This window comes from Streptomyces sp. SLBN-8D4 (assembly GCF_049739545.1).
Classification (GTDB): domain Bacteria; phylum Actinomycetota; class Actinomycetes; order Streptomycetales; family Streptomycetaceae; genus Streptomyces; species Streptomyces canus_C.
Genome location: NZ_JBMGQC010000001.1, coordinates 9,260,438 through 9,278,930 on the forward strand (window position 1 = coordinate 9,260,438; position 18,493 = coordinate 9,278,930).

Here is an 18,493-nt window from a genome sequence, read left to right on the forward strand (position 1 = left end):
CCACTCTCCAACTTCCCGGTGTCGTGGGGCGATTACCCCTGAACGGCGCGACAATGCCGCAGCGCACCGACCGACCCCCGGTTTTCCTTCGTACGCTCGGGGCACTGGGGGCTGAGTACCGCGCGCGTCGCCACCGCACGCCCTCCGGCCGGTGTTTGGATGGCGCGCGACGGACGATTCCCGGGTCGCGACGCGGAGGAGGTGGCGCATGAACGGACGTACGACACTCCTCGCCTCGGCCGAACTCCTCGGCTGGTGGGCCGCGCTCGCTGTGCTCTGGCTCGTGTTCATCAGCACCGTGGACTCTCTGGAACTCGCGGTCGGCGCGGGCGCCGCCTGCCTCGGCGCACTCGCCGCCCGGGCCGCCCGGCGGGCGGTGACCGGACGGTGAACGGCTGGATCCTCGCGGCGGCCGTCGTCCTCGGCGGGGGAGTGGGCGCCACCGTGTGGGGCGTCGCCACCGGGCCGCTCAGGCGCCGGGTCGTGGCGCAGAACTTGTGCACCGCGTTCGCCTGCCCCGCCCTCCTGCTGCTCTCCCAGGGCTACGACCGCCCCTCCTACGTCGATCTCGCCCTGGTCCTCGCCCTGCTCGGCCCGGTCGGCACCCTCGTCTTCGCCCGGCTGCTCGCCGACGAACTGGCCGAGGACCCGCCGAGCGCCTGGGGCCTGACCTACGCGGCCGCGGCGGTCGGCGCGGTGGTCGTCCCCGCGCTGTGCGTGGCCACCGGACCGAGCCGGGCCCTGGCCAAGCTGCTGGTCGTGGGAGCCCTGCTGATCGGCGGGAACGTCATCGCCTCACGCGCCCTGTCCGGCACCTTCCCGGAGGTCCGCCGTGGCTGACGCGGTGATCGTCGTCGCACTGCTCCTGGTCGCCCTCTCCGCGACCGCGGCGGTGGCCGTCCGTGACCCCGTGCGCCAGGCCCTGGTCCTGTCCGTGCTCGGCCTGGTCCTCGCGGTCCTGTTCACCGTGCTCCAGGCCCCCGACGTGGCCCTGTCGCAGCTGGCCGTGGGCTCCGCGCTCACCCCGCTGTTGCTGCTGCTCGCCGTCCAGAAGGTCAGGCGGCGCGGCAAGAAGGAAGGACCCCACCGGTGAGCCGCCGCGCCCGGCTGTGGCTCGTGGCGGTGGGCGGCGCGGGTCTGGCGGCCCTCTTCGTGGCCGCCGCCCTCGACCTGCCCGCCTTCGGCGGCGACCACCACCCCTACGGTGACCGGGCCGTCCACGCCTCCCTGGCCCGGCGCACCGCGAACGTCATCGCCTCCGTCAACTTCGACCAGCGTGCCTTCGACACCCTCGGCGAGATGACCATCCTCTTCGCCGCCGTCATCGGCTGCGTGATCCTGCTGCGCAGGACCCATGACGAACACCGCGGCCGCCCCGCCCCGGAGAACGTGGCCGGTCCCGTCCGCCGGTACGCCCTCCTCGTGCTCCCCGTCGCCCTCCTCACCGGCCTCTACGTGATCGCCCACGGGCAGCTCAGTCCGGGTGGCGGCTTCCAGGGCGGGGTGGTCGCCGCGACCTCTCTGCACCTGCTCTACCTGGGCGCCGACTACCGCGCGCTGGAACGCGTCCGGCCGGTCGCCCTGTACGAGACCGGCGACGCGATCGCGACCTCCGCCTACGTCGTCACCGGCCTCGCCGGACTGATCGGCGGCTCGGCCTTCCTCGCCAACACCGTGCTGCCGTACGGCACCTTCAACACGCTGTCCTCCGGCGGCACCGTCCCCCTGCTGAACGCGGCCGTCGGCATGGAGGTGGCCTGCGCGGTCGTCGTCCTGCTCGCCCGCTTCCTGGACCAGACCGTCGAGATCGAGGAGGGGAACGGGAAGTGATGGACGTCTTTCCCTATCTGGTCGCCGGGTGGGTCTTCCTGGTCGGCTGCCACGGCCTCGCCACCAGCCGGAACCTGATCCACGCCGTCGGCTGCCTGTCCGTGTGCCAGGCCGGAACCTATGTCCTGCTGCTGGCCGTCGGCTACCGCGACGGCGCCACCGCCCCGGTCTTCTCGGACCTGAAACCCGGCGCGCGCCCGGTCGTCGACCCGGTCGTGCAGGCCCTGACGCTGACCGACGTCGTCGTCGGCGCCACCGTCACCGCCCTGCTGCTCGCCCTCGTCGTGCAGATCTCCAAACGGCACGGCACGGTCGACCCCGACGAACTCTCCGAGCTGCGCGGCTGATGGACGCCTCGCTGCCCCTGCTGGTGGCCGTACCGCTGCTCGGAGCCGCCCTGCTCGTCGCCGGCGGCCGCCTGGTGCCCCGGCCCGTCGCCGAGTCCGTCGGCTGCGCGGTCTCCGCGGGCACGGCCGCCCTCGCCCTCGTCCTCCTGCTGAACTCCTCGCCGCCCTTCCTGGAGTGGTCCGGCGGCTGGACCCCCGTGGAGGGACAGAGCGTCGGCATCGTCCTGATCGGCGACGGGCCCGGTCTCGGCATGGCGGCGCTCGCCTCGCTGCTCACCCTGGCGTCACTTGCGTACTCCTGGCACTACTTCGACGAGCCGCCCAGCGGTCACGCCGGGTCCTTCCCCGCGCTCCTGCTGCTGTTCCAGGGCGGCATGTGCGGGTTCGCGATCGCGGGCGACCTGTTCAACGCGTTCGTGTGGTTCGAGCTGATGAGCGTCGTGGCGTACGCCCTCACCGGCCACCGGGTCGAGGAGGCCAGGGCCGTCCAGGGGGCGCTGACCTTCGCGGTCGTCACCTCGCTCGGCGCCTACGCCATGCTCATGGGCATCGGGCTGCTGTACGCGCGCACCGGTGAACTGGGGATGCACGCCATCGGCCGGGGGCTGGACGCGCACGGACACCCCGACGCCCTGGTCCTCGCCGCCTTCGTGCTGGTCATGACCGCGCTGCTGGTCAAGTCGGCCGCCGTCCCCTTCCACTTCTGGCTCCCCGACGCGCACGCCGTCGCCCCCACCCCCGTGTGCATGCTGCTCTCGGGTGTCATGGTCGAACTCGGCACCTTCGGCGTCTGGCGCGTGTACGGCACGGTCTTCTCCGGACCCGGCGGCGTCCCGGCCCCGGAGTTCGAGCGGGCCCTCGTCACGCTGGGCGCGCTGACGGCAGTGATCGGAGCCGTGATGTGCTGGTACCAGCGGCACATCAAGCGGCTCCTGGCCTACTCGACGGTCGCCCACACCGGGCTCTTCCTCATCGGTATCGGCGTCCTGAAGCCCGAGGCCGACGACGGGATCGCCCTGTACGTCCTCGGCCACGCCGGAGTGAAAGCCGCCCTGTTCGCGTGCACCGGCATCCTCCTCGACCGCTACGGCAGCGTCGACGAGCACGCCCTGCACGGCAGGGCCCGCGAACTCAAGGGCGTCGCCGTGCTGTTCGTCCTCGGCGCCCTCGGCCTCGCGGGCCTGCCGCCGTTCGGCACGGCACTGGGCAAGTCCGTCACCGAGGAGGCCGTGGGAGGACCGCTCACCGTGCTCTACGTGGCCGCGAGCGCGGTGACCGCCGCGGCCGTCCTGCGGGTCGCCGCCCGGGTCTTCCGCGGCCTCGGCCCCAGGCCCGAGACCGGTTCCGGGTACGAGACGACCGGCTCCGGCGAGCGGCCCGAGACCCGGCACCGGCTCAGCCGGATTCCGGACACCATGACCGCGGTGCCCGCCGTCCTGCTCGCCGGAGCCGTCGCTGTCGGCGTGGCCCCCGGTTTCGCGAAGGTGGCCGCGCGTGCCGTGAACGAGACCGGTTCCGCGGGCGTGTTCACGTCCGTCCACTGGACCCCGGCCGGCGTCCTGCTGGGCCTCGTCTCGACCCTGCTGGCCGGGGTCCTCGCCCTCCTCGCCGTCGCCCGCCCGAAGGCGTTCGCCGCACCGGACCGGGCGCTGTGGCTCAGGCGCCTGCAGTCCGGGCACGTCGGCGACTACGTGGCGTGGGTGCTGGTCGGCACCACCGTGCTCGGCGCCCTCACCCTGCCGGGCATGCTCGGCGGCTGATCAGGTGCCGTAGGTGACCTCGACCTTCTTGAAGCCGAGCGAGTTCAGCAGTCCCTTGAGCATGTTGGTGGTGTTGGTCTCGGCCCGCTTGGTCAGCTCGCTCTCCTTCGCCGCCTCGGTGATGTGCTTCACCGCGAGTTTCTGCACGGCCTGTTCGCTGTTGGGGTTGTCGGAGAAGAAGTCGCCGAGCCGGTCGAGCAGACCGCGCTGCTTGGAGACCGCGTAGGAGCGGTCGGCGTCCAGCGTGGCCTTGCCCAGCTGGGCGTGCGGCAGATGCAGGGTGGCGGCCGTGCGGTCCTCGTTGACCGTCACGTCGTTCTTGGCGACCTTGCCGAGGTCGACATAGGCGTCGACGGCGCCCGCCCCCACGTACAGGGTGCGCGAGCCGCGGATCGCGTCGGGCAGGAACTTCGTGTCCTTCTCCAGGTCCACGACGACCTGGAAGTTGCCGGAGGCGGCGTCGTAACGGCTGATGTCCTGGATGGACTCCAGAAGTGCGGGACCCGTACGGTCGTGGGTCTCGGTGCCGAACAGGTCCTTGAGGCCAGGGAGCACACTGAACCGGATCCCGGCGAAGAACACCACGAGCACCACCACGACGGCGGTCAGTATCTTCGCCCAGCCGGGCATGCGCCTGGACACGCGCCTGATGGGAGTCGTCATGCGACGGCCCTCCTTCCTACTGCACGGATGCCCAGGGATGACCCCCAAAAGCCCCGCGGGACCGTCTTGTTGGCTGATTGGGACACTGCCGGGACACAGGGGGGCGCACTACCGTGGGGAACTCTGCGTACCGGCGCGTCTGGAGACCCGGATGAGCACAGACAGCACAGCCCGGACCCTTCGTCCCATGCACCGCATCCCCCTGCCCGAGAACGGCCCACCCCGGCTCACCACCCTGGCCACCGGCACTCCGGTCTGGCTCGTCACCCGCTACGCCGACGTGCGCCAGGTGCTCATGGACCCCCGCTTCGACCGGAAGTCGCTCCGGGACGAGGACGCCCCGCCGCTGCTCCTCGTGCCGAACCTGCTGGACTCCCCGGACGGCCTCCTCAACCAGGACGGACCGCCCCATCAACTGCTGCGGGGCACGGTCCAGCGGGCCTTCACCCCGCGCGCGATCGCCCGCTGGCGGCCCTGGACCGCCTCCGTGGTGGAGACCCTCCTCGACGACCTGGCCCGGCAGCCGCAGCCCGCCGACATCGTCGAGGCGTTCACCCGCCGCCTGCCGGTCTCCGTGATCTCCCGGCTGATGGGGCTGGAACACGCCGACTGGGAGCGCATCCGCGACTGGGCCGACCACGCCCTGTCCGGCGGCGCGCACACCGCCGAGGAAGTGGGTGCGGCCATGCGGGAGTTCGGCCTGTTCTGCGCGGAACTGATCGCCGAGCGGCGCAAGGAGCCGGGCGACGACCTGGTGAGCGCCCTGGTCGTCGCGGGCGACGGCCTCGGGATCGAGGAGCCCCGACTGGCCGTCCTGGTCCTCGGCCTCGTCGTCGCCGGCCACGAGACGACGATGACGGCCCTCGGCAACATCGTCGTCCACCTCCTCACCGACGGCCGGGATGCCTGGCCCGGGCTCGCCGAGAGCCAGGAGGCCGCCGAGACCGCCGTCGAACAGCTCCTGCGGACGATCCCGCTGAGCGAGGGCAGGGTGCTGCCCGGCCTGATCCGCCGGGCCGTCGAGGAGGTCGAGGTGGGCGGGGTGACGATTCCGGCCGGGGCGGTGGTCGCCGTCCAGACCAACGCGGCGAACAGGGACCCGGACGTCTTTCCGCGGCCCGAGGAGACCGACCTGTTCGCCCCGTTGACGACACCGAGCGTGGTCTTCGGCGCCGGCCCCCACCACTGCCTGGGCGCGTGGCTGGCCCGCCTGGAGCTGGGCCTGGCCCTGCACCGGCTGGCGGTCCGGTTCCCGGGCCTGCGGGCCGAGTTCACCCCGGAGACGATCGCGTGGCGGGCGGGACAGATGACCCGGGGGCCGCGCCGGCTGCCGGTGTCCTGGTGAGCACTCCTAGTGGGGCGTGAGTTCCCGGTCGCCCGAGGGCCTGGACCACCACACCCCTTCACCGTGCGTGAGCCCGGGCAGGCGCAGTTCGACCTCGCGTACCCGCCGGGCCGGGAGTTCCCCGGTGATCAGCCATGCGGTGGTGGATGCGGTCGTGCCCTTGAACTCCGCACCCGCTGCAGCCAGTTGCGAGGTCACCGGGGCCAGCGCATCGAGGGGGATCTCCGCCTCGAACGCGTGGCACGGCTCGAACAGCCGCGTCCCGGCCCGCTCCAGGGCCCGACGCAGCACGATCGGCGTGAGCCCGCGGAAGTCGGCGGCGGTACTGAGCGGGCCCACGAAACCGGAGCGGACGAGGGCGACCCGGTAGTCCGTCACGGTCGCACCCGTCAGCCCGGTCCGCATGCTCGCGTGGACCGTCTCCTCGACGGCCTGGTGGAACGCCCGGGGGAGCGCGCCGAGTTCGGTCTCGTACCCGAAGACCCCGCCGGAGCCCCGCTCGCCCGGCTCGACCCGCAGTCCGATCGTCGCCCAGTAACGGGCCCCGAGATGCCAGGGGTTCTCCTCGCGCGCTTCCCCCGTACCGCGCGGACGCTCCAGGTACCGCACCCGGCCGGGCTCGAAGTCCGCCTCGACACCGAAGTCCTGGGCGAGGGTGGCCGCGAGCACCTCCATCTGGACCTCGCCGTAGAGGAGCAGCGAGGTGCCGCCTCCCGGTGCGGGGCGCGCGTGGATCAGGGGGTCCTGGTCGGCGAGGGTCAGCAGGGCCGAGCGCAGCCGGGCCGCCTGCTCGGGGTGGCGGGCGGTGACCAGGGTCTGCAGGGTCGGGGGCGAGAACTGCGGTGCGCGGTCCGCCAGTTCGCCGAGGCGGTCGCCCACGCGGAGGCCGGGGGAGAAGGTGAGTGCCGCGATGGTGCCGGCGGTGAGCGGTTGGCTGAGGCGGGTCACCCGCCCGCGGACCCGGCTCGTCTCGCCGTCGGCCTCGCGGCGCAGGAACGTCAGCCGCTGACGTTCCGTCACCTGACCGCCGTACAGCCGCAGATACGCGGTGCGCTCCCCGCCGGGTCCGGGGCGTACGGCGAACACCGTGCCGCGTGGTTCGCCCTCCGGTGTCGCGGTCCCGGCCGGGATCAGCCGGGTCACGCCCTCCACCAGGTGGCTCACACCCTGGCCGCCGAGAGCGGAGCCGAAGAACACCGGGTGGAAGGAGCCGTCGGCGGTGCGGGCGGCGAGGCTCGTGCGCAGGTCGTCCCGGGTGGGCTCGGGGCCGTCCACCAGCGCGGCCAGGATGTCCTGGTCGACCTCGGCCAGCGCGTCGGCCAGGCGGCCGTCCTCGGGCAGGGCGGTCACCCCGGCGCCGGTCGTGCCGATGCCCGTGACCTCCGTGAGCGGGGCGACGTACGGCGTCAGCCTGCGCCGGACGTCGGCGAGCAGGCCCTCGTCCCGGGCACCTGCCCGGTCGATCTTGTTGACGAAGATCAGCGTGGGCAGCCGCAGCCTGCGCAGGGTCCGCATCAGCACACGGGTCTGCGCCTGGACGCCCTCCACGGCGGACAGCAGCAGCACCGCCCCGTCGAGGACCTCCAGGGCGCGCTCGACCTCGGCGACGAAGTCCGAGTGGCCGGGGGTGTCGATGAGGTTGATCCGGGTGTCACCCACGGTGAACGACGCGACCGCGGAGCGGATGGTGATGCCGCGCTGCCGCTCGATCGCGCCGTCGTCGGTGCGGGTGTCGCCGGTGTCGACGCTGCCGAGCCGGTCGATCGCGCCGTGGTCGAACAGGAGCCGCTCGGTGAGACTGGTCTTACCGGCGTCGACGTGGGCCAGAATTCCGATGTTCAGGGGGTGCATACGGGGTCGAGTCCTCGAGAACCGTGGGCCGAAGGGGGCGCTGGGTCGATTCGAGGAGTCGGCGCATGCGAGGGATCCTGACGGGAGGGAACACGGACGTTGGCCATGATGGCGTCCGCAGGCCCGGCCACCGCAACCGAATTTCTGCCGCCGGGCGGCCGGCGGGCGGGCCAGTAGCATGAGCCGGGCAACCCGAGATGATCATCCTAGGAGCAGGTCCGTGCGAGACATCGCCGTGTTCAGCGGTAGCGCCCACCCCGAGCTGGCGGCGGAGGTCTGCGCGCATCTCGGTGTGCCGCTCAGCCCCACCCGGGTCAGCCGGTTCGCCAACGACTGCCTGGAGGTACAGCTCCAGGCCAATTGCCGGGAGCGGGACGTCTTCCTCGTTCAGCCGCTGGTCAGGCCCGTGCAGGAGCACCTGGTGGAGCTGCTGCTGATGTGCGACGCGGCCCGCGGGGCCTCCGCGCGCCGGATCACCGTCGTCATGCCGCACTACTCCTACGCCCGCTCCGACAAGAAGGACGAGCCCCGTATCTCCCTCGGCGGGCGGCTCGTCGCCGACCTGATGGTGTCGGCCGGAGCCGGCCGCGTCCTCGCCATGACCCTGCACTCCCCGCAGGTGCACGGCTTCTTCTCGGTGCCCGTCGACCACCTGCACGCCCTGCGCGAGCTGGCCGCGCACTTCCGGCAGTACGACCTCTCGCGCACCACCGTCGTCTCCCCGGACCTCGGCAACGCCAAGGAGGCGGCCGCCTTCGCCCGGCTGATCGGCGCCCAGGTGGCCGCGGGCGCCAAGCAGCGCTTCGCCGACGACCGGGTCAGCATCAGCGACGTCATCGGCGAGGTCGCAGGCCGGGACGTCATCGTGCTGGACGACGAGATCGCCAAGGGCAGCACGGTCCTGGAACTGCTGGATCGTCTAAGGGAGTTGGGCCCGCGTTCCATCCGGGTCGCCTGTACGCACGGGCTGTTCGCCGACGGTGCCCTCAAGAGGATCGGCGAGCAGCCCGACGTCCTGGAGATCGTGTGCACCAACACCGTGCCGGTCCCGGTCGAGGAACGCACCGACAAGCTGCGGATCCTGTCCATCGCGCCCGCGCTCGCAGAGGCCGTACGCCGCATTCACAACGGCGAGTCCGTCAGCGCCCTGTTCGACGCGCCGCGGAACGAGTAGCCCGGCGAGAAGTGCGAAGCGGTGGACGGTCATAACGTCTCGGACGTGGCCTCGGGCCGACTGAGGGCCGCGTCCAGCGACGGCAGCGGAGGCAGCAGCCGGGAAAGGCCGGTCGCCCGGATGATCCGCAGGGTGAGCGGGTGGGTGCAGACCAGGAGCAGCCGTCCGTTGTTGGCGAGCACCCGCGAGCGGGCCCGGTACAGCAGCCGCAGCCCGGAGCAGTCGAAGAACTCCACGGCACTGAGGTCGATCACCAGCCGCGCGTCGGGATGCCCCGTGACCCGGTCCAGGACGGGCAGGAGCTCGACGGCAGCGGCGATGTCGATCTCCCCGTGGAACTGCAGCACGGTGTGACCGCGCTCCTCGTGGATGCGCAGATGCCGGGACAGCGGCGCAGGTTCCTGCTGCACGACGACATCGCCTCCAACCGACTGCACAGGCGGCACGGGGTGCAGGTCACCGTGCCCCGGGGGCATGCAAATCCGTTCCCCGCTCTGCAAGTTACCCTCGATGGAGTGAATTTGAGCATGTTCGATTGACATATGTCTTCGAATTGCGACCGTCGGTTCGCGCTGGGTTCACGCGGGGCTCGCGCCCGGCTCACGACAGGGCGTGCCAGGCCCTGGTCAGCGCTTGACGGAACTGCTCGGTCTGGTGCGCGGTGAGGTCCCGCACCATCCGTTCCTCCAGCTCCCGCACGGGGCCCGCGTGCTGGGCGAGCAGTGCGCGCCCCTCCTCGGTCAGCAGGATCAGCAGTTCCCGGCGGTTCCTCGGATTGCGCTCCCGGCGCACCAGCCCGCGGGTCTCCAGGGAGCGCACGAGGTCGGCGATCGACTGGGCGGTGACGAAGGAGTCCCGCGCCAGCTGCGCCGCCGACAGCCCGTCGTGCCGCTCGAGGACGGTGAGGGCCGTGTACTGCAGAGCGGTGATCCCTGACGGCCTGACCAGCTCGTCCAGATGGGAACGGACGACTAGCTCCACCTGTTTCACCATGTAGAGGAGCGACGGGGGCGCCTTGGTCACCTGTGTGTCGAGCATGGGTTCAGGCTAGACCATTGACAGGAAACCTGTCTGTAAAGAGACTGCGAACCGACAGGAATCCTGTTTGTTGAAATCTTGGCGACGAAGCTGAGGAGCGGCGATGTCCTCCATCGAGATCGAACCCGGACGGCTGTTTGTGGGCGGCCAGTGGCGCGAGGCCGCCGACGGAGCGCGCACCGAGGTGGTCGACCCGTCCCGGGGTGCGGTCGTCACCACCGTCGCGGAGGCCGGCGCCACCGACGTGGACGCGGCCGTCCGCGCCGCACGGGAGGCCTTCGACGGCGGCGCCTGGTCAGGCCTCAGCGGCCGCGAGCGGGGCCGGATCCTGCACCGGGTCGCCGAGCTGATCCGGGAGAACGCCGACGAACTCGCCCAGCTGGAGAGCCTGGACGTCGGCAAGCCGATCTCGCTGTGCCACGCCGTGGACGTGACCAACGCGGCCAACGACTACGAGCACTTCGCGGCCCTCGCCCACTCCCTGGACGGCGCCGTCCGCAACACGCCCATGAACGCCCTCGCCTACACCAAGCGCGAGCCGCTCGGCGTGGTCGCCGCGATCACCCCGTTCAACTTCCCGCTGATCCTCGCCGGTTCCAAGATCGGCCCCGCGCTCGCCGCCGGCAACACGGTCGTGCACAAGCCGGCCGACGAGACGCCGCTCAGCGCCCTCTACCTGGCCGCACTGCTCCAGCGGGCCGGCGTCCCGGACGGGGTCGTCAACGTGGTCACCGGCACCGGACCGGTGGCCGGCGAGGCCCTGCTGCGCCACCGCGGGGTCGACAAGGTGGCCTTCACCGGCTCCACCGCGGTCGGCCGGCACGTGGCGGCCACCGCGGGCGAGGCCCTCAAGCCCGTCACCATGGAGCTCGGTGGCAACGCGGCCAACATCGTCTTCGAGGACGCCGACCTGGAGAAGGCGGTCGGGGCGATCATCAAGGCGTTCGTCTTCAACACCGGCCAGTTCTGCATGGGCGGCCCGCGCCTGCTCGTGGCCCGCTCGGTCCACAGCACCCTGCTCGGCATCCTCGCCGAGGCCGTGCCCGGCGTACCGGTCGGCGACCCGCGCGACCCCGGGACCGTCGTCGGTCCGATGGCGGGGGAGAAGCACCTGAAGAAGGTCGAGGAGTACGTCGACCTGGCGCGCAAGGAGGGCGGCCGGATCGTCTGCGGCGGTGAACGCCTCGACCTCGACGGCGGCTTCTACTACCGGCCCACGGTGATCGCCGACCTCTCCAACGACTCCCGGGTCGTGCAGGAGGAGATCTTCGGTCCGGTCCTGACCGTGCAGCCCTTCGACACCGAGGACGAGGCCGTCGCGCTCGCCAACTCCACGCCCTACGGCCTGGCTTCGGGCGTCCAGACCACCAACCTCGCCCGCGCGCACCGGGTCGCCGACCGCCTCCAGGCGGGCATCGTCTGGGTCAACGACTGGGCGATGCTCGACCCCGCGGTGCCCTTCGGCGGGGTCAAGGACTCCGGCTACGGCCGCGAGTACGGCCCCGAGGCGCTCGACGCCTACACCAAGGTCAAGTCCGTCGTCGTCTCGCTCGACTGAGCGCTCGCAGAGGAGTTCGTACGATGTCCATCACCACCCGTGCCGCAGTGGTCGAGTCCGGCGGCGCACCCTTCACCCTCTCCGACGTCACCCTCGACGAGCCCGGACCCCGTGAGGCCCTCGTCCGGATGGTCGCGACCGGCCTGTGTCACACCGACCTCGGCGTGGCGAGCGGCGGGCTGCCCTTCCCGCTGCCCGGAGTCCTGGGGCACGAGGGCGCGGGAGTCGTCGAGGCCGTCGGCCCGGCCGTCACCGGCATTGCTCCCGGCGACCATGTCGTGCTGTCGTTCACGTCCTGCGGCGACTGCCGCAACTGCGACGGCGGTCACCCCGCCTACTGCGCCGGCTGGCTGCCGCTGAACCTCCTCGGCGGCCGCCGGGCCGACGGCACCAGCACCATCAGCCGGGACGGCGAACCTCTCGGCGGGCACTTCTTCGGCCAGTCCTCCTTCGCCGAGCGCGCGCTGGTCGACGAGCGCAGCCTCGTCAAGGTCGATCCGGACGTGCCGCTGGAGTCCATCGCCCCGCTCGGCTGCGGAGTGCAGACCGGAGTCGGTGCCGTCTGGAACGTACTGAAGCCGGTCACCGGTTCCACCATCGTCGTGCTCGGCGCCGGAGCGGTCGGCCTGTCGGCGGTGATGGCGGCCGCCCTCACCCCGGCCACGACGATCGTCGCCGTCGACCGTGTCGGCGAACGCCTCACCCTGGCAAAGGAATTGGGCGCCACCCACACCGTCGACGCGGCCGCGGAGGACCTCGGCGAGGCGCTCGCCGCGATCACCGGCGGCCAGGGCGCGGACGGCATCGTGGAGACCACCGGCAACGTGGCCGTCCTGCGCCAGGGCGTCGACGCGCTCGGCGCGCGCGGCACCCTGGTCGTCGTCGGCGCCCCGCCGTTCGGCACCGAGGTCTCCCTCGACGTCAACGGGCTGCTCGGCGGCAAGCGGGTGGTCGGACTCACCCTCGGTGACGCCGAGACGCAGAGCTTCATCCCCGCCCTGGTCCGTCTGGTGAAGGAGGGGCGGCTCCCGCTGCACCGCCTGATCAGCACCTATCCGTTCGCGGACATCGACCAGGCGGTACGGGACATGGGCGCGGGCAAGGCGATCAAACCCGTGCTGACGTTCTGAGCCCGGGTCAGTCCGTCACGAGGACCAGCTTTCCCGTCGTCCGGCCGGTGTCGCCCAGCGCATGCGCCTTAGCGGCATCGGCCAGCGGGAACGTCCCCGCGATCGTCGGCCGCAGCTCGCCCTTCTCGACCAGTTCGGCGATCGCCTGCATTCCGGCCCGGTCGGCGTCCACGAGCATGCGTACGGCCCGCACCCCGAGCCGCTCGGCCTCCGTGCCGAACTCGTCCGAGCCGACCGGCAGGATCGACACCACGATCCCGCCCGGCCGCAGCACCCGCAGCGAGTCCACGGACGTGTCGCCGCCGAGCGTGTCCAGCACCACGTCGACGTCCTTCACCGCCTCGGTGAAGTCCGTCTCCCGGTAGTCGATCACCTCGTCCGCGCCCAGTTCGCGCAGGAAGTCGTGCTTGCCCGCGCTCGCGGTGCCGATCACGTACGCGCCCCGGGCCTTGGCGATCTGCACGGCCACATGACCCACCCCGCCGGCCGCCGCGTGGATCAACACCCGCTGTCCCGGCCGGAGTTCCGCGTTCTCGACCAGCGCCTGCCACGCGGTCAGCGACACGAGGGGCAGTGCGCCCGCCTGGACGTGGTCGATCGAGGCCGGCTTGTGCGTGAGGGCCCGCACCGGCGCGATCACGTACTCGGCGTGCGAGCCGTGGCCCCACGGGTACGGCAGCATGCCGAACACCTCGTCGCCCGGCTTGAAGGTGGCGACGCCGATGCCGACCGCCTCGACCACGCCGGAGACGTCCCAGCCGAGGACGAACGGCGGCTCGCCGAGGAAGCCGCCGGTGGCGCGATGCTTCCAGTCGGTCGGGTTCAGTCCGGCCGCCCGCACCCGGACCAGTACCTGGTTCGGGTGCGGCGCGGGGCGTTCGACCTCGATCTCCTTGAGGACCTCGGGACCGCCGAGGGTGTCCTGGCTGATGGCTCGCATGGTGTTCACAGTGCTCATGGTCGTCCAGCCTGCCCGGCCGCGCCCGTCCGGGAAATGGCACGATTGCCAAGCTTCGATAGGATCGTGCCATGCGACATGTGGAGCGGACCGAGCGGGTCGTGGTGCTGGCCCTGGACGGCGTGTACCCCTTCGAGCTGGGCATCCCCAGCCGGATCCTCGGCGCCGCCGACGGCCGGTACGAGGTGGTGACCTGCAGCGTGGACGGCCGACCGGTGCGCAGCAACGCCGACTTCACGATCGGCGTCGAACACGGGCCCGAGATCATCGCCACGGCCGACACCGTGGTGATCACCCCCGTCTCGGCGGAGCGGATGCCCGCCGAGCTCCCGGAGGAGGTGCGCCGGGCCCTCGCCCACATCCGCCCCGACGCCCGGATCGTCTCCATCTGCACCGGCGCCTTCGTCCTCGCCGCCGCCGGTCTCCTGGAAGGCCGCCGGGCGACCACCCACTGGCAGCTCGCGGACATGTTCCGGATCATGTACCCGCACGTCGACCTCGACCCCGATGTGCTCTTCGTGGACGACGGCCGCATCCTCACCTCGGCCGGAGCCGCCTCCGGCGTGGACATCTGCCTGCACCTCGTCCGCAAGGACCACGGCAGCGAACTCGCCAACAAGGTCGCCCGCCGCTGTGTGGTCCCGCCGTTCCGGGACGGCGGCCAGGCCCAGTACATCGAGCAGCCCGTCCCGGAGCAGGGCGCCGCGAGCACGGCCGGCACCCGCGCCTGGGCGCTGGGGCGCCTCGACGAGCCCCTGACCCTCGGCGACCTGGCCGCGCACGCCCGGATGAGCCTGCGCACCTTCGCCCGCCGCTTCAACGAGGAGGTCGGCCTCAGTCCCGGCCGCTGGCTGATCCAGCAGCGCGTGGCCCGGGCCCGGCACCTCCTGGAGTCCAGCGATCTGTCGGTCGACCAGATCGCCGGCCGCGTCGGCTTCGCCACCGGCGCGTCCCTGCGCCAGCACCTGCACGCGGCGATCGGGGTGTCACCTCAGGTGTACCGCCGCACGTTCCAGACGGCGGCGCGCTGAACGTTCCCGGCCTCCGGGGCGTCGAAGGATCACGAAGCCGGACGGTGTACAGGGGGCGGGAATGCGCAGAGGGCCGTGGGTGGTGCTGGCGGCGGTTGCCATGACGGTGGTGGGCTGCGAGTCGGGAGAGGGCCTGGTGGTCGAGGGCACGGCACCGGTCACTGTCTACGACGGGCCGATGGACGTCCCCACGAAGGAACTGGACGAGCACACTCCGCAGGCGCTGCGGCTCGCCTCGGGGGCCGCCGGACGGGCCCTGGAGTGCGCCGGGGAGATCGCCAACGGCAACGGCCCCGACGGGTGGAGCAGGGACGACGGCGGGAGCAGTCCGCAGGAGGGACTGGAGCTGTACTTCGACCTGTTCGACCCGGGCGAGCCCCGCTCCGGCTACCGCGTGGAGCGCCGGGAGGCGGACCGCGTGCTGTACTCCTACGACGTGGGCGGCCGGACCAAGGTGGCGGTCGTGGTCGCCAAGGACCAGCAGGGCAGGCCCGGTTGGGGCCCGGAGACCAGCGCGTCCTGCGACCCGTCCGAGCTCCCGGCCGCGTGGACCGCCTCCCACGGCTACGAGATCTGGACCGACCGTGCGGGCCGGCGGGTGCCGACCACCGAGGTGAGCAGCGGCGCGGGGGACGACCACTGTGGTTGGCGGCAGGTGCACTTCCTCGACCTCGGCGGGCGCAGGTACGCCCGTGACCCGGAGGGCCTGCTCGAACCCGGCCTGCTCACCGCGCCCTACGACGGCTCGGCCACCCTGCCGGCGGACGCCCGCGACACCGGATACCGGTATGGGGACCAGGAGTTGTGGCTGACGGACGACCACCGCACGGCGTACGTCCGCACCCCCGACGGTGTGGACGCCTGGCCCCTGATCAAGGAGCGAGTGGCCTGCATGTAAGGCGAGTTCACCGGCTGGCGTGCAGGGCGACCAGCAACTGCCAGACCTGGTCGGAGATGTCGGCCGCGGAGGCGTCGAGCAGGTCGTGCAGCCAGTCGGCGAGGACGCCGGCGAAGGTGGCCGCGACCGCGGAGGCGATCAGGGGGGCGTCGGCGGCACCCGCGAGTTCCCGCTCCCGCAGACTGTAGGCCCGCAGATCCCGGTGCAGCACCCTGCCCAAGGGTCCACCGCCGCCCGGGGCGAGCAGGGACCGGTACAGGGCGGCGTGCGGGGTGAGCGAGGCGAAGAACTCCGCGAGCGCGGGCGGCGCGTGCACCGGGTCGGGCCGCCCGCGCCAGGCGTGCAGCGCCTCCACGGCGTCCCGTACGACGTCCGCGCAGGCGTCGACCGCGAGCGCCTCCAGGCCGTCGTAGTGCACGTAGAAGGTGGCCCGGCCGACCCCGGCCCGCCGCACCAGGGCGGCCACGCCGACCTCCTCCAGCGGCCGCTCGGCGCACTCCGCGAGCAGGGCCTCCCGCAGCCGCGCCCGGGTGCGGGCCGCCCGCGGGTCCTCGGGTGCGGGGCGGTTCACTGCGCTACGAGGACGGCGGCCAGGGCGAGCGCACCCGGCAGGGCCTGAGCGGCGAGGATCCGGACGTTGGCGGTCACGGCGCCGTACACACCGGCGACGATCACGCACACCAGGAAGAACACCTGAGCCCGGAACCCGGTCGGGTCCCCGGCGACGAGCCCCCACACCAGCCCGGCCGCGAGGAAGCCGTTGTACAGCCCCTGATTGGCGGCCATCGGGGCGGTGGCCCTGGCCATCTCCCGGTCGAATCCGTGGAAGGACATCCCCGGCTTCTTCTGCCACAGGAACATCTCCATCACCAGGATGTACACGTGCAGCGCCGCCACCAGGCCGACCAGCACATTCGCCAGTATCTCCATCAGCTTCCCTCACTTCGTGGACGTGTGTCCACTATAGCGGGACACCTGTCCAGGAAGTCCACTGGGGCCGACCGCCCTCCGAGACGCCCTAGCCGCTCGGCGGTTTCTCCAGAGCGGTCTCCGCCGGGGACCGCCCGTCCGCGGCCGGTGTCCACCGAGCGCCGGTCTGCGCGCGGTATGCGGCGACCGCGGCCTCCAGCGTCGGGTAGAAGTGGGCCGGATCGATGGTGCGGGTCAGTTCATAGCGCTCGATCTTGCGCCGCACCGGATCCTTCAGTTCGGCGAACACCAGGCTCATCCCTCGCTCGTTCAGTGCCTCGTCGAGCTCCTCGAGCTCGTCGGCCGCCGTGGTGTCCACGTCCGTCATCGGCTCGGCCGCCAGCAGCACCCACACCGGCGGCGGCTCGCAGCGGGTCAGCCGCATGATGTGGTTGCGGAAGGCCTTGGCGTTGGCGAAGAACAGGGGCCCGTCGAAGCGGTGGATCACCAGGCCCGGCAGCTGCTCGGCCTCGGGGTAGGAGCGGACGTCGTGATAACCGGGCAGTCCCGGCACCCGGCCCAGCACGGTGTTGTACGGCCACCAGGCCCGCCTGAAGACGTTCAGGATCGACAGGCCGACGGCGACCGCGATGCCCGGCAGCACGCCGAGCAGCGCCACCCCGAGGAAGGCCGTGATCGACAGCAGGAACTCCGCCTTGCGCTGGTGCCACAGGCGTCCCGTGCCTGCGATGTCGGCCAGAGAGAGCGAGGCCGTGATGACGACGGCCGCGAGGGCCGGCTGTGGCAGGTTGCGGAAGAGCCCGGGCAGCAGAACGAGCATCAGCACGATCAGGCCCGCGCCGACGATTCCCGTCAACTGGCTCTTGGCGCCCGCCCGTTCGGCCACCGCCGTCCGTGAGCCGCTGGTGCTCACGGGGAACCCCTGGAACAGCCCGGCCGCCACGTTGGCCGCTCCGATCGCCGTCATCTCCTCGTTGCCGCGTACCTCCTGGCCGGTGCGTGCGGCGAACGCGGAGGCGTTGGAGATGGTGTCGGCGAGGGACACCAGGGCGATGCCGAGCGCTCCGGCGCACAGCGGCCCGAAGTCGCCCCAGTGCACGTGGGGCAGGCTCAACGGCGGGAATCCCCGAGGGAGTTCGCCGACCAGGCTGACCCCGTGCCGACCCAGGTCGAAGGCCGAGGTTGCGGCGATCGCGAGCACCACCATGACCAGGACCGCGGGCACCTTGGGCAGCCACCGCTGAAGTACCAGGATCAGGACGATCCCCGCCACCCCGACCGCCACCGAGGCCCCCACCGCCTTGCCGTCGGCCAGCCCCCGGACGAAGGCGCGCACCTCGGCGACGAGCCCGTCGGCATCCGTCTTGAAGCCGAACAGCTTCGGCAGCTGCCCGATCAGGATGGTCAGCGCCAGCCCGTTCATGTAGCCGATCATGGTGGGCTTGGAGATGAGGTCGGCGATGAAGCCCAGGCGGCACACCCCGGCCAGGATCGTGATGGCGCCGACCATCAGGGAGAGCATCGAGGCGAGCGCCACCGCCCGCCCGCTGTCTCCGTCGGAGGCGATCAGCGGCAGGATCGTCGCCGCGATCATCGGGCCGAGCGAGGAGTCGGGACCGAGCACCAGGATCCGCGACGGCCCGAAGACCGCGTACGCCAGAAGGCAGAGCACCGACGTGTACAGCCCGGTGATCGCGGGCAGCCCGGCCAGTTCCGCGTAGGCCATGCCCTGCGGGACCAGCAGCGTGGTGAGGACGACGCCCGCGACGACGTCCTTGACCAGCCACTCGCGCCGGTACGCCGACAGCGTGCGCAGCCCGGGCGGGACGTAACGGCCTCCGGTGTCTGCCATGGCGGACCTCCTTCGGACGTGTCAGCCGAGCACCCGAGCCCAGGTCACGGTCATGGCCGGTGCGATGCTTCCTCCGACTCCTACACGTCCCGCACGAGCCGGTCGTCACCTCGTAAGGGTGACCACGG

At 71.9% G+C, this 18,493-nt stretch carries 20 protein-coding genes; 12 read left to right on the forward strand and 8 right to left on the reverse strand.

Features of this window, described 5'->3' with window-relative positions:
• Window positions 1-208 precede the first annotated feature (208 nt).
• Genes RKD20_RS42000 through RKD20_RS42025 form a run of 6 tightly spaced genes read left to right on the forward strand, consistent with a single transcriptional unit; the run spans window position 209 to window position 3,937 of the window.
• Entirely contained in the window at window positions 209-391 is a 183-nt protein-coding gene (locus RKD20_RS42000; protein WP_424882316.1) for a hypothetical protein, read from the forward strand.
• Window positions 388-840 (forward strand): monovalent cation/H+ antiporter complex subunit F, encoded by a 453-nt coding sequence (locus RKD20_RS42005; RefSeq protein WP_424882317.1) that lies wholly within the window; start codon window positions 388-390, stop codon window positions 838-840. The genes RKD20_RS42000 and RKD20_RS42005 overlap by 4 nt, the downstream gene beginning before the upstream one ends.
• Window positions 833-1,093, forward strand: a complete 261-nt coding sequence (locus RKD20_RS42010; RefSeq protein ID WP_424882318.1) for a Na(+)/H(+) antiporter subunit B — start codon at window positions 833-835, stop codon at window positions 1,091-1,093. The genes RKD20_RS42005 and RKD20_RS42010 overlap by 8 nt, the downstream gene beginning before the upstream one ends.
• A complete protein-coding gene (gene mbhE, locus RKD20_RS42015) occupies window positions 1,090-1,830 on the forward strand; it encodes a hydrogen gas-evolving membrane-bound hydrogenase subunit E (RefSeq protein ID WP_424882319.1) in 741 nt (246 codons plus the stop codon). Before RKD20_RS42010 ends, mbhE begins: the two co-directional genes overlap by 4 nt.
• The gene (locus tag RKD20_RS42020; protein ID WP_424882320.1) at window positions 1,830-2,177 is read left to right on the forward strand and encodes a sodium:proton antiporter; all 348 of its coding nucleotides are present in this window, start codon (window positions 1,830-1,832) and stop codon (window positions 2,175-2,177) included. Before mbhE ends, RKD20_RS42020 begins: the two co-directional genes overlap by 1 nt.
• Complete coding sequence (locus tag RKD20_RS42025) at window positions 2,177-3,937, forward strand: complex I subunit 5 family protein (protein ID WP_424882321.1); 1,761 nt, start codon at window positions 2,177-2,179, stop codon at window positions 3,935-3,937. The genes RKD20_RS42020 and RKD20_RS42025 overlap by 1 nt, the downstream gene beginning before the upstream one ends.
• Here the strand turns inward: RKD20_RS42025 and RKD20_RS42030 are convergent, their stop codons facing one another.
• Window positions 3,938-4,600, reverse strand: a complete 663-nt coding sequence (locus tag RKD20_RS42030) for a DUF4230 domain-containing protein (protein ID WP_007386567.1) — start codon at window positions 4,598-4,600, stop codon at window positions 3,938-3,940.
• A gap of 151 nt (window positions 4,601-4,751) precedes the next feature.
• Here RKD20_RS42030 and RKD20_RS42035 point away from each other — a divergent pair, with 151 nt between their 5' ends.
• Entirely contained in the window at window positions 4,752-5,945 is a 1,194-nt protein-coding gene (locus RKD20_RS42035) for a cytochrome P450 (RefSeq protein WP_424882322.1), read from the forward strand.
• A gap of 6 nt (window positions 5,946-5,951) precedes the next feature.
• Here the strand turns inward: RKD20_RS42035 and otr(A) are convergent, their stop codons facing one another.
• Window positions 5,952-7,796, reverse strand: a complete 1,845-nt coding sequence (gene otr(A), locus RKD20_RS42040) for a tetracycline resistance ribosomal protection protein Otr(A) (RefSeq protein WP_424882323.1) — start codon at window positions 7,794-7,796, stop codon at window positions 5,952-5,954.
• 220 nt (window positions 7,797-8,016) lie between these two features.
• On the opposite strand from otr(A), the gene RKD20_RS42045 reads away from it, so the two are divergent.
• Window positions 8,017-8,970 carry a ribose-phosphate diphosphokinase gene (locus tag RKD20_RS42045; RefSeq protein WP_020117115.1) on the forward strand — a complete coding sequence of 318 codons (954 nt, stop codon included), beginning with the start codon at window positions 8,017-8,019 and terminating at the stop codon, window positions 8,968-8,970.
• 29 nt (window positions 8,971-8,999) lie between these two features.
• On the opposite strand, the gene RKD20_RS42050 is transcribed toward RKD20_RS42045, so the two are convergent.
• Both RKD20_RS42050 and RKD20_RS42055 read right to left on the reverse strand, forming a co-directional pair.
• The gene (locus RKD20_RS42050) at window positions 9,000-9,446 is read right to left on the reverse strand and encodes an anti-sigma factor antagonist (RefSeq protein WP_424882324.1); all 447 of its coding nucleotides are present in this window, start codon (window positions 9,444-9,446) and stop codon (window positions 9,000-9,002) included.
• Between the two features lie 124 nt (window positions 9,447-9,570).
• Window positions 9,571-10,008, reverse strand: a complete 438-nt coding sequence (locus RKD20_RS42055; RefSeq protein ID WP_007386573.1) for a MarR family winged helix-turn-helix transcriptional regulator — start codon at window positions 10,006-10,008, stop codon at window positions 9,571-9,573.
• A gap of 103 nt (window positions 10,009-10,111) precedes the next feature.
• On the opposite strand from RKD20_RS42055, the gene RKD20_RS42060 reads away from it, so the two are divergent.
• Both RKD20_RS42060 and RKD20_RS42065 read left to right on the forward strand, forming a co-directional pair.
• Window positions 10,112-11,566 (forward strand): aldehyde dehydrogenase family protein, encoded by a 1,455-nt coding sequence (locus tag RKD20_RS42060; RefSeq protein WP_424882325.1) that lies wholly within the window; start codon window positions 10,112-10,114, stop codon window positions 11,564-11,566.
• Window positions 11,567-11,589: 23 nt separating this feature from the next.
• A complete protein-coding gene (locus RKD20_RS42065) occupies window positions 11,590-12,696 on the forward strand; it encodes an NAD(P)-dependent alcohol dehydrogenase (protein WP_424882326.1) in 1,107 nt (368 codons plus the stop codon).
• Window positions 12,697-12,703: 7 nt separating this feature from the next.
• On the opposite strand, the gene RKD20_RS42070 is transcribed toward RKD20_RS42065, so the two are convergent.
• Entirely contained in the window at window positions 12,704-13,654 is a 951-nt protein-coding gene (locus tag RKD20_RS42070; protein WP_424882327.1) for an NADP-dependent oxidoreductase, read from the reverse strand.
• Window positions 13,655-13,725: 71 nt separating this feature from the next.
• Between RKD20_RS42070 and RKD20_RS42075 the strand changes: the two genes are divergently transcribed.
• Window positions 13,726-14,685 (forward strand): GlxA family transcriptional regulator, encoded by a 960-nt coding sequence (locus tag RKD20_RS42075; RefSeq protein WP_424882328.1) that lies wholly within the window; start codon window positions 13,726-13,728, stop codon window positions 14,683-14,685.
• A gap of 61 nt (window positions 14,686-14,746) precedes the next feature.
• Complete coding sequence (locus RKD20_RS42080) at window positions 14,747-15,583, forward strand: hypothetical protein (protein WP_424882329.1); 837 nt, start codon at window positions 14,747-14,749, stop codon at window positions 15,581-15,583.
• Between the two features lie 7 nt (window positions 15,584-15,590).
• Here RKD20_RS42080 and RKD20_RS42085 read toward each other — a convergent pair whose 3' ends face one another.
• The 3 genes from RKD20_RS42085 to RKD20_RS42095 all read right to left on the reverse strand — a co-directional run bounded on the left by RKD20_RS42085 (window position 15,591) and on the right by RKD20_RS42095 (window position 18,365).
• Window positions 15,591-16,154: a TetR/AcrR family transcriptional regulator gene (locus tag RKD20_RS42085; RefSeq protein ID WP_424882330.1), complete on the reverse strand. Its 564-nt coding sequence runs from the start codon at window positions 16,152-16,154 to the stop codon at window positions 15,591-15,593.
• Window positions 16,151-16,513 (reverse strand): DUF1304 domain-containing protein, encoded by a 363-nt coding sequence (locus RKD20_RS42090; RefSeq protein ID WP_424882331.1) that lies wholly within the window; start codon window positions 16,511-16,513, stop codon window positions 16,151-16,153. The genes RKD20_RS42085 and RKD20_RS42090 overlap by 4 nt, the downstream gene beginning before the upstream one ends.
• Window positions 16,514-16,601: 88 nt before the next feature.
• Window positions 16,602-18,365: a SulP family inorganic anion transporter gene (locus RKD20_RS42095; protein ID WP_424882332.1), complete on the reverse strand. Its 1,764-nt coding sequence runs from the start codon at window positions 18,363-18,365 to the stop codon at window positions 16,602-16,604.
• Window positions 18,366-18,493: the final 128 nt, after the last annotated feature.